Origin of the sequence: Cohnella sp. WQ 127256, from assembly GCF_024519285.1 — a bacterium.
In the GTDB taxonomy this organism is placed as follows: Bacteria; Bacillota; Bacilli; order Paenibacillales; family Paenibacillaceae; genus Cohnella.
On record NZ_JAMZCY010000003.1, the window covers coordinates 266,844 to 281,999 of the forward strand.

At 46.9% G+C, this 15,156-nt stretch carries 8 protein-coding genes; 6 read left to right on the top strand and 2 right to left on the bottom strand.

Annotated elements, in window-relative coordinates:
• Window positions 1–13: 13 nt before the first annotated feature.
• The gene (locus M1K58_RS11370; RefSeq protein WP_256758963.1) at window positions 14–3,532 is read left to right on the top strand and encodes a glycoside hydrolase family 48 protein; all 3,519 of its coding nucleotides are present in this window, start codon (window positions 14–16) and stop codon (window positions 3,530–3,532) included.
• A 197-nt stretch (window positions 3,533–3,729) separates the two neighbouring features.
• The gene (locus M1K58_RS11375; RefSeq protein WP_256758964.1) at window positions 3,730–4,488 is read left to right on the top strand and encodes a helix-turn-helix domain-containing protein; all 759 of its coding nucleotides are present in this window, start codon (window positions 3,730–3,732) and stop codon (window positions 4,486–4,488) included.
• An 84-nt stretch (window positions 4,489–4,572) separates the two neighbouring features.
• Here the strand turns inward: M1K58_RS11375 and M1K58_RS11380 are convergent, their stop codons facing one another.
• Window positions 4,573–5,688: an MGDG synthase family glycosyltransferase gene (locus M1K58_RS11380; RefSeq protein WP_256758965.1), complete on the bottom strand. Its 1,116-nt coding sequence runs from the start codon at window positions 5,686–5,688 to the stop codon at window positions 4,573–4,575.
• A 101-nt stretch (window positions 5,689–5,789) separates the two neighbouring features.
• On the opposite strand from M1K58_RS11380, the gene kapB reads away from it, so the two are divergent.
• From kapB to M1K58_RS11395, 3 genes are all read left to right on the top strand, one after another.
• Window positions 5,790–6,170 (top strand): sporulation phosphorelay system protein KapB, encoded by a 381-nt coding sequence (gene kapB, locus M1K58_RS11385; protein ID WP_256758966.1) that lies wholly within the window; start codon window positions 5,790–5,792, stop codon window positions 6,168–6,170.
• A gap of 175 nt (window positions 6,171–6,345) precedes the next feature.
• The gene (locus M1K58_RS11390; RefSeq protein WP_256758967.1) at window positions 6,346–8,595 is read left to right on the top strand and encodes a hypothetical protein; all 2,250 of its coding nucleotides are present in this window, start codon (window positions 6,346–6,348) and stop codon (window positions 8,593–8,595) included.
• Window positions 8,596–8,609: 14 nt separating this feature from the next.
• Window positions 8,610–8,786: a YjfB family protein gene (locus M1K58_RS11395; RefSeq protein WP_256758968.1), complete on the top strand. Its 177-nt coding sequence runs from the start codon at window positions 8,610–8,612 to the stop codon at window positions 8,784–8,786.
• A 75-nt stretch (window positions 8,787–8,861) separates the two neighbouring features.
• Here the strand turns inward: M1K58_RS11395 and M1K58_RS11400 are convergent, their stop codons facing one another.
• On the bottom strand, window positions 8,862–10,154 hold the full coding sequence (locus tag M1K58_RS11400) for a stalk domain-containing protein (RefSeq protein ID WP_256758969.1): 1,293 nt from the start codon (window positions 10,152–10,154) through the stop codon (window positions 8,862–8,864).
• A gap of 283 nt (window positions 10,155–10,437) precedes the next feature.
• On the opposite strand from M1K58_RS11400, the gene gltB reads away from it, so the two are divergent.
• Entirely contained in the window at window positions 10,438–15,042 is a 4,605-nt protein-coding gene (gene gltB, locus M1K58_RS11405; protein WP_256758970.1) for a glutamate synthase large subunit, read from the top strand.
• Window positions 15,043–15,156: the final 114 nt, after the last annotated feature.

Below are 15,156 nucleotides of genomic sequence, written 5' to 3' on the forward strand. Positions count from 1 at the left end.
GGAGGAATGGGAAATGACACAGGGTCTAATTCGTAAGGGATTTATATGGTGGTTAGCCGTCTGTATTATCTTAGCTGCTTATGCAAGCTTGTGGGTGTCGCCGAAGGAGGCCGCAGCTGCTTCCGTAAACGAAACGAGATTCATGCAGCTCTATAGTCAGATCAAGAACCCGGTGAATGGCTATTTCTCACCTGAGGGAGTGCCATATCATTCCATTGAAACTTTGATCAGTGAAGCACCGGATTATGGGCACATGTCTACCTCCGAAGCTTATAGCTACTGGCTCTGGCTTGAGACGCTATATGGTCACTACACCGGTGATTGGTCTAAGCTGGAAGCAGCCTGGGCGAACATGGAGAAATATATCATTCCAATAAACGAAGGGGACGGCGCAGAGGAACAGCCAACGATGAGCTACTATAATCCAAGCAGTCCTGCCACGTATGCCGCTGAGAAACCTTTCCCTGATCAATATCCCTCCCAACTCTCGGGGCAATACGCGGCGGGATCGGATCCATTGGATGCGGAATTGAAAGCAACTTACGGCAACAACCAAACCTACCTGATGCACTGGCTGGTTGACGTTGATAATTGGTACGGATACGGAAATCTATTAAATCCATCTCATAAAGTTACGTATGCGAACACGTTCCAACGGGGTGAGCAGGAATCGGTTTGGGAAGCGATCGGTCATCCTTCTCAGGATAATAAGACGTTCGGCAAACCGAACGAGGGCTTCATGTCCTTGTTTACGAAAGAGAGTCAAGTCCCTGCGGCCCAATGGCGGTACACGAACGCGACGGATGCCGATGCACGGGCGGTCCAAGTTATCTTCTGGGCGAAGCAGCTAGGGTTCAACAACACGGCGATCTTGAACAAAGCGAAGAAAATGGGCGATTATCTGCGTTACGGCATGTACGATAAATATTTTCAACAAATCGGTAGCGCTAACGACGGCACGCCTGCTGCGGGCAGTGGCAAAAACTCCTCGCTGTACTTGCTCTCCTGGTATACCGCATGGGGCGGTGGGCTAGGTTCAGGGGGCAATTGGGCTTGGCGGATCGGATCGAGCCATGCCCACCAGGCTTATCAAAATCCAGTAGCGGCATATGCGCTAGGAACGACGACCGGGGGTCTTAATCCTACCTCTGCGACGGGACAAGCCGATTGGAATACGTCGCTGACAAGGCAGCTAGAATTCTACAACTGGCTATTGTCCGCTGAAGGAGCCATCGGAGGGGGAGCGACGAATAGCTGGAACGGTAGCTATAGCGCTTATCCGTCTGGAGTGAGTACCTTCCATGGATTGGCCTACCAAGAAAATCCGGTATATCAAGATCCGGGATCGAATACCTGGTTTGGCTTTCAGGCTTGGCCTTTGGAACGGGTAGCAGAGATGTACTACATCCTTGCCTCAAGTGGGGATACAACCTCGCAGAATTTCCAAATGGCTAAGAACGCAATTTCCAAATGGATCGACTGGTCGCTCGATTATACTTTTGTCAACCAGAAGCCTCTGTCTGATGCTGACGGCTATTATCTGAATGGTTCCGGAGGTCGCGTTCTTGGCGGCAATAATCCCGCTATAGCTACCGTTGCTGCACCGGGTGAATTCTGGATACCGAGCGGGCAAGAATGGAGTGGCCAACCAGATACTTGGAACAGCTTCTCAACCTTTACAGGCAATCCGAATTTCCACGTTATTACCAAGAATCCGAGCCAGGATGTTGGTGTTCTCGGAAGCTATGTTAAAGCACTCTCCTACTTTGCTGCCGGGACGAAGGCTGAGACGGGTAACTTTACACCATTGGGCAATCAAGCGAAAACGATTGCGGATGGGCTGTTGAGTACAGCCTGGAACTATAACGACGGACTTGGAATTGCCATAGATGAGCAACGTAAAGACTACAACCGCTACTTTACGCAGGAAATCTATATTCCTACTGGCTGGAGCGGTACTTTCGGACAAGGCAACACGATTCCTGGAACCGGGGGGATTGCTTCTGATCCAGCTAAAGGCGGAAATGGTACGTATATTAGCTATGCACAGCTTCGTCCCAAAATTACGCAGGATCCGAAGTGGTCTTATTTAACTAATCTTTATAACAGCTCCTATAATCAAACGACCAAAACATGGGATAACGGTGTACCTACCTTCAAGTATCACCGGTTCTGGTCGCAAGTGGATATTGCGACGGCATACGCAGAATATGATCGCTTGCTAGGTGGCACTACTACGCCAACGATTCCAGCAGCGCCAGCAGGTATTACCGCTACAAGTGGCAATGCGCAAGTCGCCTTAAGCTGGACGGCGTCAAGCGGAGCGACGAGCTATACGGTTAAGCGGGCTACGATTAACGGTGGACCCTATACGAGCATTGCAACGGGAGTAACCGCAACGAGCTTCACAGACACTGGGTTAACGAACGGAACGACGTACTATTATGTCGTCAGCGCAGGGAATGCTGCGGGACAGAGTGCGAATTCAGCGCAAGCGAGCGCAACGCCGCTAGCTGTGCTGACGGTTCCCGCAGCGCCTACAAGCTTGACCGCAACGGGTGGCAATGCGCAAGTCGCCTTAAGCTGGACGGCGTCAAGCGGAGCGACGAGCTATACGGTTAAGCGGGCGACGACTAACGGTGGACCCTACACGAGCATTGCAACGGGAGTAACCGCAACGAGCTTCACGGACACTGGGTTAACGAACGGAACGACGTACTATTATGTCGTCAGCGCAGGGAATGCAGCGGGACAGAGTACGAATTCAGTGCAAGCGAGCGCAACGCCGCTAGCTGTGCTGACGGTTCCCGTAGCGCCTACTAGCTTGACCGCAACGGGTGGCAATGCGCAAGTCGCCTTAAGCTGGACGGCGTCAAGCGGAGCGACGAGTTATACGGTTAAGCGGGCGACGACTAACGGTGGACCCTACACGAGCATTGCAACGGGCGTAACCGCAACGAGCTTCACGGACACTGGGTTAACGAACGGAACGACGTACTATTATGTCGTCAATGCAGTGAACGCTGCGGGACCGAGTGTGGATTCAGGGCAAGCAAGCGCAACACCGCAAGCGCCGCCGACAGGAAACTTGGTCGTTCAGTACAAGGCCGGGGATACGAACGCGACGGATAACCAAATTAAACCGCATCTGAACATTAAGAATACAGGTACAGCAGCGGTGAGCATGAGTAATCTCAAAATGAGATATTACTTTACGAAAGATAGTAGTGCGGCGATGAATGCCTGGATAGATTGGGCGCAGATTGGCGGCACGAACATTCAAGTTACGTTCGGTAGCGCATCTGGAACGGGTGCGGACACCTATGCGGAGCTATCGTTCACCTCCGGGGCGGGTTCGATAGCGCCGAACGGGCAGTCAGGGGATATTCAATTGAGAATGTCGAAGACGGACTGGAGTAATTTCAACGAAACGAACGATTACTCATTCGATTCGACGAAGGCAGCTTATGCTGATTGGAGTAAAGTGACGCTGTATGTAAACGGTGCATTGGTTTGGGGAATAGAACCTTAACTTAACTTAGATTTATAAGCCTCCATGATCACTGAAGTAGAGTGGTTCTGGAGGCTTTTCCCTTCCATTTGTAATCATAGAGGTGTGAATCATAAATAAAGTCATCATAGTGCTATGTAAGTCATCACTGTATATAGATAAATTCTATTCCATTCTAGTACACTATCGCTGAAGTCTATAGAGGAAGGAGGGAATAGATGGACTTTACAGGGTCGGAGAGCAGTTGGATATTGCCTATTAGGATTTTAGTGAGAAGATGGCATATTCCCCTACCCGATCATGATCGCAATTTATTGGAATATGCTCTATGTAATGCATCCGATGAAATGATTAGATATCCGCTTAGTGGAACGACTTTACGAATACACCATGGAACTGTTGTTTTCCTGTTCGGATTACCTAGTGCGAATCCGATGACTTCAGGATTAGAGCATCGCTGCAGGCAACTGCGTAAGGTTGCCAATAGCTTCTTGTACGCCGACGTCGATATTGAGATTGGCCAATCCGTTCCGATGCGTGAGCTGCCTCAAGAGAAGGCTGAGGAACCTATGGATGAGCAGTGGAACGAAATCAATAAGCTGCTGCATATGAGGCATGCTCGCCATTCCAACGATTCTTCTTTGCGGCAAATCATAGACTACATTGAAGAGCATTTGTTAGAGCAGATGACACGAGAAGAAATTGCCCAATACGTGCACTTCCATCCAGCTTACCTGTCTCGATTTTTTCGTAAGAAGACAGGACTTTCACTTTCAGAATACATCGTTCGGCAACGTATTGAATGTGCTAAAGAAATGTTGGTGCGATCGGAGCATAGAATCGGTTATATCATGAGTCATTTGGGGTATGATAATTTATCTCACTTTACCCGAACCTTTAAGAAGATAACGGGTTATACTCCACAGCAATACCGTAAAAATTCATTAGAAGGAGCTGGGGATTGTATCGGAGGATAAGACAAAGAAGCGCCTTTAACCGCTCAATGGTTGAAGGTGCTTCTTTAAGTTTGCCTATGTGGGCTGGCTATTTACTAGATGCCCCTACTCCATTAAAGCGAGAACCGCCTCAGAGCACTTAGCTGGGTGATATTCCGCATTACGTAAAGCAAGTAACGTATCTCGATGCTGGTATGCTGCATACGGCTCTTGAATCAATCGGAACCAACGGTCGATCGTCTCATTGTTCTTCATTAGCTCGCCAAAGCCATGGGTAACGAAGTATTCGGCATTCTCTTCCTCTTGACCTGGAATGGGCTCATAGAAGAGCATTGGAATGCCTTTAGCCATACCTTCGGTGCATGTCATCCCCCCGGGCTTGGTGACAAGCAAGTCGGAGACGTCCATGAGCTTACTGATTTCATTCGTATATCCGATCACATGAACATTGGAATGCTGGAAGCGTGGATCAGATAGCAGCTTTTCACGTGCCTTCACGTTATTGCCCATACATAAAATGAGTTGAACCCGATCGGCATAAGAAGCCATGTACTCTACCAGCTCTTCTCCATATAGGAGGCCCCAGCCACCGCCCATAATGAGAACGGTAGGCATGTCCTTGAGCTTAAACTGATTAAGGATTTCAGCTCTGTCATGAGGATGCCAGAAGTTCGGATGTACGGGAATGCCAGTCACTTCGATGGAAGTCGGAGGAACCCCGCGAGCGATTAATTTGTTGCGCACGGCGGGCGTGCTGACCAAATAGGTGTTAACCTCAGGATTGGTCCAGGTCGCATGAGCATCGTAATCGGTTATTAGCGTATACAAAGGGACATCCAGTCCTAGTCGTTTTAAACGGCTCACGACTGCATTAGGGATTGGATGAGTACAGACGATAGAATCAGGCTTCAATTGGCGGACAACATCTGCTACTTGATTGTAAAATAATCTATGTAACGCGAATTGCGTCATCCGGTTTAATGATTTATGATAGCCGCTACGGTACATTCTGCCGACTAGCTTAGGCTGTTTGGTTACAGTTTTGCGGTATGCGGATAAAATCAAGGGACCAATAATAGGATTAAGAAAGGTGCCCAACTCAATGACGCGTGTCTGAATTCGCGGAGAAAGCTGGCGCAAACCAACCGACAGCGCATATGCGGCTTGAGTATGTCCGGTACCGAAACCTTCGGAAAGCAGCAGAACTCGTTTTTTACGCATAGAAATATTCCTCCACTTTTCCTACTACTATATTACGCTGAAGCGGGACTCGTAACAAGTGGTACAATGATAAGAAACAGCTAAAGGAGATAATGAATGATATGGAAGAAACGAGTGTAGCCCAAGAAATTGTAAAATTTGCGCACAAGACAGCGAATTATGTCGGTGAAATCATAGATCGCGATGATCGGCGTGTATTAGTGAAAGTTTTAGCGGTATTGCAGCATCCAACTCAAGGTGATCTCCATAGCTCGCAAGATCCAGATGTCGTTATATTCCATGAACGGAGGGCACTCTCCTACACAGAGAAGGTTTGGGTGCCGATTCAGGTCGCACAATCCTATACAGGAGTAGTCCCTGATTACACTAAGTCACTGCATACTGCACTTCATGCCGAGATGGAGCGAATAGATCAATTAAAGCGCTGGTCGGAGCTGTGTTTGGAGAAATTGAATATTTTGCGTAACGATTACGGGGCTTAAACGCAATAAGGAAGCTGTTCCAGAGTTCAAATTGAACTTGGGAACAGCTTTTTTTGTGTCGAAAAAAAGAGAAATTTAAATTTCACCTTCAATAATAGGAGGTTGAAGCCGTTATATAAGAAGAGTGTTTAATTTATGGAATTAGACTAACTGTCTATGGAGGGTATGCTTACAAATGATTATGTGGAACAAAACAGCGAAACACCAGTCACCGTCTCCCCGTCCCAGTAAATTTTATAATCGTATTCTCGCGATGTTCCTTGTTATCGCCTTAGTTGGCAGTACGTATGGCGGTGTCGCTTCCGCTGCGGAAACGGTTAATTCCATTTTTATTACCCCTGATGTTCAAACCGGAAAATTATATGTTGATGATAATTCGATCATCTTAAACGCGTATGCGAATATCAGTGGTGATAACGTAGCGAGAAACATAACGGAATCCGCGACATGGTCTTCTACTTCGACATCCGTGCAAGTTGTTAAAGGTGTCGTAAAAGCTACAGGTGCTGTATCATCAGCTACCATTACTGCAAGATACAGTGACAAAACAGATACGTTCTATGTGACATCTGAGTATGCTTATGACGACATCAAGCTCAAGCTAGAATCCGTTGATGCTCCAGATAAGAAGGATGTTGATTTAGGTCTGGATCTGCTATTTACGGCAAAGGCAATTAAAGGCTCTTCCCCTGAGGAGGACATTACTTCCACGGCCACATGGACAACATCTAACTCCGCAATTGCAACCGTAACGAATGGTACGGTTAAATTGCTAGGTACAGGTGAGGTTACGATCACTGTTAAGTTGAAGGGGAAATCGGACTCGATCACCCTTACGGCCAAGACGCCATATTCTTCGATTGATATTAAGAAGGATGGCAATTCCATCTCGGGACCGATCGAAATGTATGTCGGAGCCCCAGACTTGAACTTGGCAGCGATAGCTAGTTTTAAGGCGGGTGGTACGGAAACAGCTACTGAAACCGCTACATGGTCCAGCAGCAGCGCTTCTGTCGTTAAGATCGATGAGAAGGGTAAGCTAACAGCCGTCGGACAAGGTACAGCTGTCATAACTGCCACGAAATACGGCGTATCGGACTCCGTCACTGTGATCGTAAGAACGGAATACGAGGTTCTAAAAGTGACTCCGGAGAAACAAATCTATGTCACCTTGTATGGAACAAGTGTTGAATTAAGTGCAACAGCGATTAAAGGTGCAGCGACTCCACAAGATGTAACGAATCTGGTTGAATGGAAAATCGCGGATGCCGACCAAGCGGTCGCTATTATTAAGAAAGAAAACGGGAAAGTATATGCCGTGCCGAAGGGTGTAGGTACTGTACAAATCACCGCATCTTATTTGGGAATATCCAAAAATGTCTCCATTACGGTCTATCCAACGATTAACACGGTTGAGATCGAAAAAGATTCGTTGGATGTCTTTGTAGACGAAACCGGTACTCTTCCAGACGTATCTGGTGAAACCGTAGCGGGCGACAAGAAAGATATCGGTAAATATGTGGAATGGTCATCGGACGACCAACGAGTCGTTAAAATTGAGGATGGCAAATGGAAAGCTATAGGTAAAGGTACGGCAACTCTAACGGCATCAATGGAGACCTCTCCAGGTACTTCTGTTAGCGATACGGTTTACGTACAAGTCCACGACAAAATTCTAACATTGATCCCTTCTACGGAAACGATTAGTGTCGTTATAGGTAAAGAGGTTGATTTTCCGCAAGTTCAACTCATCTACGAGAATGGGGAAGAAGCACCAGTTACCGATGAAATCGTGTGGAAATCTTCAACACCGAAGCTATTAGTTAAAGAAACGAAAATGAAAGGGTTGCTGGCAACAACTGCAACTTTAACTGGAACTTATCTGAATCATACGGTCAAGATTAAAGTAACGGTAGAAGAAGAATTTATTTCTTTCCTCATCGAGCCAAAGAATGTTAGCTTAACCTTAAAGAAATCTCAATCGATTAAAGTAACGGGAACGACGAAAAGTGGCAAGAAAGTAATTCTAGGTTCTAGAATTGAATGGAAGGCTTCGAACGAGGATCATGTTACGGTTAAAGGAGCATCCGTGAAAGGCTTAAGCGAAGGTAGCGGGAATCTGACGGCAACAATCCAAGAGAAGACCTTGGTAGTTCCATATGAGGTTACAGCCAAGCTAACCAAGCTTACAGCATCATCTACAACCTTTAAGTCCAATGTCGGTGCTTCAGTTAGCGTGGACCTGACAGCATTATACGAGAATGGTAAATCTCATGATGTGACCTCCAAAGCGGTATGGACAACTTCCAAGTCATCTGTAGCAACTGTCTCTGATGGTAAGATATCCGTAAAAGGCAAAGGAAGCGCATCGATCAAAGCGACATTCGGTGGCAAGACGGTCACAGTTCGCGTCACAGCTAAGTAGATGGAGGTGAGATAATGAGTAGCATTGGTGGATTGGCATCAGCAGCAAGTGGTTCCCTTAAACAGCAGGTTGGTATTGCAGTACTCGCTAAATCGCAGGATTCAATGAAGCAACAGGGACAAGAACTCATACAGCTAATGGAAAAAAGTGTGCTTCCGCACATGGGCGGAAATCTAGATATTAAAGTGTAAGCGATGAATAAAGGGCTCCCTTCGACTTCGAAGGGAGCCCTTTGTTTCTATGAATGAGACATCATAACGAGATGACTAGGAATTGATAAAGGCAGTATTCAGCTTCTTGCTGTAGATGACTTGATAATCTAAGCCTTTACTGATGACAGCGAGTGGTACATACGTCTTTTGTTCTTTGCCGACCTGCTGGAAGTAGGCTGGTGTTTCTAAGGGTTGAGTCACACCGTTCACGATAATGGTTTTTGCTCCGATCGTGACGATGACTTCCCGACCATTTTTAGAGAAGATGGCCGTATTGGTTTTTTGAGTCCACTTTAGATCAGCGCCAACCGCGTTCGCTACGTCGCGTAGTGCTAGGAAGGTAGTGCCCTTGAGCAATACAGCTTTGTTGGGAGGCTCCTTACCGTTAATGACTACGGAGATAGGAACATCAGCCGCTCGAGGTGCAGGTTTAACATACTGCTTCCAAACGATCTCAGCGAAGGATTGTGCGATGGCTTCATATCCGGCTTGCTTGGGGTGAGTATCATATTTTTCCCATGCGTTAAAGTAAGTAAATGATGCTTCATTCCCTATAAATTTAGTGGAGATGTGAGCGATACGAACTGGGATACCTTTTTGGTTAAGATCAATTGCGAATGTATCTAATTTATCAGCAAGTTTATTAACAGCTTCCACTAAAACAGGATACAAAGGGTGACCCTTAAATAAAGGCAAATATTGATCCGAGATGACAATTTGTGCGTCAGGGGCGAGCTCGTGCAAGTGACTCATCATTTTATCCAAATCTTTTGTATATTCATTCATTCTAATCTCGAAGCTGTCCTGTATAATTTGTCGTGCAGACTCAATAGGCTTGTCATTACTAATGTCAATTGCGTCCTTAACAATGGAACTGAAATCATTGCCGCCAATCGTCAATACGACGAGATTGGCTTTGGCAAGATCTGTTGCAAGCTGAGGGGTTAGCGCGGCAATGCGATCTGCTTGCTTGGATACTCCCGCTTGGAAAGAGGAGAAATCCTGTAGGTCGGCTGAGGACAACGGCTTTCTGTCTGTTGCGCCTTGTAGTAGCTTGGTAAGTCCTGGAGTCGTTAAGCCCATAATGGCGTAGTTAGCAAATTCGGAACGACTGTGGAACAACGCTTGTTCATACAAACGATCGACGTAGCCATAAGGTGCTGATGTTTCGGCAATGATCTCCGGTGTCGGTTCAAAGCCTACACTGATCGAATCACCTAAAGCAACGATCCGATAAATGTCTTGGGATGTCGTTTCATTGTTGGCAGCGGTCGCAGTAGAGACTACAGTTAGGGTTAGGATTGCTGCAAATATCGTTGCTAATGGTTTGCGAAAGTTGATTTTCATAGTGGTAAATTCCTCCTTGGATATCATGATAAATCGCTTTGGCATATAACAATGCTTATCAAAACCATAAAAATATTAAATTGTTATTCTTTTGGCGGCGGTGTTAAAATTATATAAATATGAAGTGTATATTTATGAACGCCGCGAATGTCTCGCATTACCTCCAAATCCCCGGTTCTTCCCGTACTTTCCACTAACCTCTTTATTTTAGGTCATTTTGGACGGGAATTGTAGCCGTTATTGTTTATTTTCTCAACATTGTGTATAGAAAGGTTGATTGATTATGAGAGAGATGCGTAACGGATTACCTCTTAAACAGGGAATGTATGATCCCCAATATGAGAAGGACGCTTGTGGTATGGGGTTTGTCGCACATATCAAGGGTCAGAAATCACATAATATCGTCGAGCAGGCTTTAACGCTGCTCTTTAATATGGAGCATCGCGGTGGTCAGGGGAGTGAGCCTAGCACGGGAGATGGAGCAGGGATTTTATTGCAAATTCCACATCACTTCTTCCTCGCAGAGACGGCAAAGCTCGGCTTTAAGCTACCTGAAGAAGGTCAATACGCGGTGGGGATGGTATTTCTTCCGCAAGAGGAATTGACTCGCCGTAATCACGAGCAAATATTCGAGTCGATTATAGCAGAAGAAGGTCAGACTTTACTCGGTTGGCGGACGGTTCCGACTAACGATGAGTCATTAGGCGAATCCTCGAAGAAGGTTAAACCTTTTGTCCGTCAAGCGTTTATTGGACGCTCAGCTGTGTTGGCAGATGATATGGCTTTCGAACGTAAGTTATATGTCATTCGTAAGCGTTCGGAGCAAGCGATTCGTTACTCCGGTATCGAAGGCGCGGACATGTTCTATTTTCCGAGCTTGTCGAGTAAGAAAATTGTATATAAAGGGATGCTCACGACGGAACAGGTCGGACTCTTCTATAGTGAGCTTCACAATCCGGAATTAGAAACAGCGATGGCTCTTGTGCATTCCCGGTTCAGCACGAATACTTTTCCAAGCTGGGAAAGAGCGCATCCGTTCAACTACTTGATTCATAACGGTGAGATTAATACTTTAAGAGGCAATGTGAACTGGATGCACGCTCGTCAAACCTTGTTTAACTCCGAGCTGTTCGGGGATGATCTGGACAAAGTTAAACCGGTCATCGCTCCAGATGGATCTGATACAGCCATGTTCGATAATACGTTCGAGTTCATGTATTTGTCTGGTCGTTCTATGGCACATGCAGCGATGATGATGGTTCCAGAACCTTGGCAGAACGATGAGCATATGGACGAAGAGAAAAGAGCCTTCTATGAATATCATGCCTGCTTGATGGAGCCATGGGATGGTCCTGCTGCTGTAGGGTTCACGGATGGCGTACAAATTGGAGCCATTCTTGACCGCAATGGCTTACGTCCTGCCCGTTATTACGTTACGAAGGACGATCTGATCGTACTTGCTTCTGAAGCTGGGGTTGTCGATATTCCTCAAGAAGATATTGTACTGAAGGACCGTTTACGCCCAGGTCGTATTCTTCTCGTGGATACGAAGGAAGGACGCATCATCTCTGATGAAGAGGTGAAACGTGGGATTGTGACGGAGCATCCGTACCGCGAATGGTTGGATAATCACTTGGTTGATTTAGAAGATCTCCCAGATGCAGCGGAGCTTCCTGAACCGGATCATGATACCGTACAATTGCGTCAGCAAGCGTTCGGATATTCATTTGAGGATATTCGTAAAGTGATGGAGCCAATGGCGCTCACGGGTGTGGAGCCACTTGCTTCAATGGGATACGACTCCCCTCTAGCTGTGCTGTCGGAGAAACCACAGCGTTTGTTTAATTATTTTAAGCAATTGTTCGCACAGGTAACGAATCCACCGATCGATGCCATTCGCGAGGAAATCGTGACGTCGACGTATACAACCGTTGGACCTGAGCGGAATTTGCTTCTTCCGGAACCGGAAAGCTGTCGCCAGATTCGCCTATACACGCCTATTCTATCGAATGAAGAGTTCGCGAAGCTGCGTCATGTCCACCGTCCTGGCTTCAAATCGATCACGTTGCCGATATTCTTCGCGGCTAAAGATGGAGAAGCTGGCTTGCGTGAAGCACTTAAGCTGCTATGTGAAGCAGCGGATCGTCTTATTTCCAAAGGACATAACATCCTCATTTTGTCCGATAAGGGTGTGGATGCCGATAATGCGGCGATTCCTTCCTTGCTTGCTGTTTCGACCGTGCATCATCACCTGATTCGTCAAGGAACTCGGACAAAAGTGAGTATCCTGCTTGAATCCGGCGAACCTCGTGAGGTGCATCATTTTGCACTGCTGCTCGGATACGGTGTAAGTGCGGTTAACCCGTATCTTGCTTTCGAGACGTTAGATGATCTGATCCGCGAAGGCATGATTCGGAACATTTCGCATGAGAAAGCGGTCAAAAACTATATTAAAGCAGGAACTAAGGGTGTCGTGAAGGTCCTGTCCAAGATGGGGATTTCTACGATTCAGTCGTACCGTGGTGCGCAAATCTTCGAAGCAGTCGGCCTGAATACAGAAGTCGTCGAACAATTCTTCACGGGTACAGCGTCCCGAATTGAAGGAATAGGCTTTGATGTCATTACACAAGAGACGTTAGTTGCGCATCAACGTGCGTTCTCCAAACAAGCAGGAGCCGAGCGTGAGCTAGATTCCGGTGGAGAATACCAATGGCGCAAAGACGGGGAGGATCATCTGTTTAATCCACAGACGATTCATACGCTTCAACAAGCAACCCGTACGGGCAACTACGCTACGTATAAGAAATATTCGGCACTTGTTCAAGGCGAATACGAGGAGGTACGTACCCTTCGTTCTTTATTGAAATTTAACTTCGATCAACCTCCAGTTCCGATTGAAGAAGTGGAGCCTGTTGAAGCGATTTTCAAAAGATTCAAAACCGGTGCGATGTCATTTGGTTCAATTAGTAAAGAAGCGCATGAGTCACTAGCTATTGCGATGAACAGAATTGGGGGTAAATCCAATTCCGGTGAGGGTGGAGAAGATCCGGCTCGGTTCATTCCGGATGCGAATGGTGATTCGCGTCGGAGCGCAATTAAACAGGTTGCTTCGGGTCGTTTCGGAGTAACGAGTTATTATCTGACCAATGCGGAAGAGATCCAGATCAAGATGGCACAAGGGGCTAAGCCAGGTGAAGGCGGGCAGCTCATGGGACGCAAGGTTTATCCATGGGTAGCTGAAGTTCGGGGAACGACACCGGGCGTGGGGCTTATCTCTCCACCACCACATCATGATATATACTCCATTGAGGATTTAGCTGAGTTGATCCATGATCTGAAAAATGCGAATCCGAGTGCTCGTATTAACGTGAAGCTCGTATCTGAGGTTGGCGTAGGCACGATTGCAGCTGGCGTTGCCAAAGGGCGTGCCGATGTTATCCTTGTGAGCGGATATGACGGAGGAACGGGAGCCTCTCCAATCGGTTCGATCCGCCATGCGGGCTTACCCTGGGAGCTTGGTCTTGCAGAGACGCATCAGACGCTTATCTTGAATAACTTGCGTGACCGTGTTGTTGTTGAGACGGATGGTAAAATGTTGACCGGTCGTGATATTGCAATTGCTGCATTACTCGGCGCAGAAGAATTTGGTTTCTCCACGGCTCCACTAGTCGTGCTCGGCTGTGTGATGATGCGCGTGTGCCAGTTGGATACTTGTCCGGTTGGTGTCGCTACGCAAAACCCAGAGCTGCGTAAGAAGTTCATGGGTCAACCTGAGCATGCGATCAACTTTATGAAATTTGTGGCAGAGGAATTCCGAGAAATTATGGCGGAGCTCGGTTTCCGTACGGTTGAAGAGATGGTCGGACGTGTAGATCGCTTGGATTCCAACATGGCGATTAAGCACTATAAGACGCAAGGGATCGATCTGAAGCCATTGCTATATATGCCGGAATTGCCAGAGGGTTCATATCGCTATAATGCTAAGGCACAAAATCACTTGTTGGAAGAGTCGCTTGATATGCAATCCTTGCTTGAAGCTGCGGCTCCGGCATTGGAAAGTAAGCAGCAAGTACAAATGACGTTCCCGATTAAAAATACGAATCGAGTTGTTGGAACGATTGTGGGCTCAGAAGTAACGAAACGCTACGGCAAAGACGGTTTGCCTGCAAATACGATTCAATTCCATTTTGTAGGAACTGCGGGTCAAAGCTTCGGTGCGTTTATTCCTAAAGGAATGACTTTAACACTCGAAGGCGATTCCAATGACTACGTGGGTAAAGGCTTGTCAGGCGGGAAAATTGCCATCTATCCGTCCTCGAAAGCTTCATTCGCTGCGGAGGATAACGTCATCATTGGGAATACGGCACTTTACGGAGCGACGAGCGGTGAAGCTTATATTCGCGGCGTTGCTGGTGAGAGGTTCGCGGTGCGTAATAGCGGTGCGAATGTTGTCGTTGAAGGTGTGGGCGATCACGGCTGTGAGTATATGACAGGTGGACGCGTTGTCGTTCTTGGTAAGACGGGTCGCAATTTTGCAGCAGGTATGTCGGGCGGTATCGCATATGTCATCGATTGGGATGGGCAATTCGTGAAACGCTGCAACTTCGAAATGGTTGGTTTAGAGCATCTAGAGAATGCGGCTGAGATCGAAGAAGTGCGCTCAATGATTAGTAACCATGTCCAATTCACAAACAGTGAACTGGGTAGCCGAGTGTTAGCTGATTGGGGTAACATGGTTAAGAATGTGGTTAAAATCATTCCGAAGGATTACAAACGGATGATGGAGCAAATTGCCAAAGTTGAGGCACAAGGACTTAGCGGAGAACAAGCATTGCTAGCTGCATTCGAAGCTAATATGCGTGATCTATCCCGCGCTGGCGGCAACTAAATCGAATAGACAATTCATCAAAACGCCGATAGAGGTGCGCACTAGCGCTTCTATCGGCGTTTTTTGTCATGGAATCAGAAACCATGCAATCTCTTTATATACAAATCTATTAAA

Excerpts from the sequence above, each read along its gene's own strand:
- M1K58_RS11375 (WP_256758964.1), top strand. The coding sequence starts at position 3,730 with ATGGACTTTACAGGGTCGGAGAGCAGTTGGATATTGCCTATTAGGATT.
- M1K58_RS11400 (WP_256758969.1), bottom strand. The coding sequence starts at position 10,154 with ATGAAAATCAACTTTCGCAAACCATTAGCAACGATATTTGCAGCAATC.
- M1K58_RS11380 (WP_256758965.1), bottom strand. The coding sequence starts at position 5,688 with ATGCGTAAAAAACGAGTTCTGCTGCTTTCCGAAGGTTTCGGTACCGGA.
- M1K58_RS11370 (WP_256758963.1), top strand. The coding sequence starts at position 14 with ATGACACAGGGTCTAATTCGTAAGGGATTTATATGGTGGTTAGCCGTC.
- gltB (WP_256758970.1), top strand. The coding sequence starts at position 10,438 with ATGAGAGAGATGCGTAACGGATTACCTCTTAAACAGGGAATGTATGAT.
- kapB (WP_256758966.1), top strand. The coding sequence starts at position 5,790 with ATGGAAGAAACGAGTGTAGCCCAAGAAATTGTAAAATTTGCGCACAAG.
- M1K58_RS11390 (WP_256758967.1), top strand. The coding sequence starts at position 6,346 with ATGATTATGTGGAACAAAACAGCGAAACACCAGTCACCGTCTCCCCGT.
- M1K58_RS11395 (WP_256758968.1), top strand. The coding sequence starts at position 8,610 with ATGAGTAGCATTGGTGGATTGGCATCAGCAGCAAGTGGTTCCCTTAAA.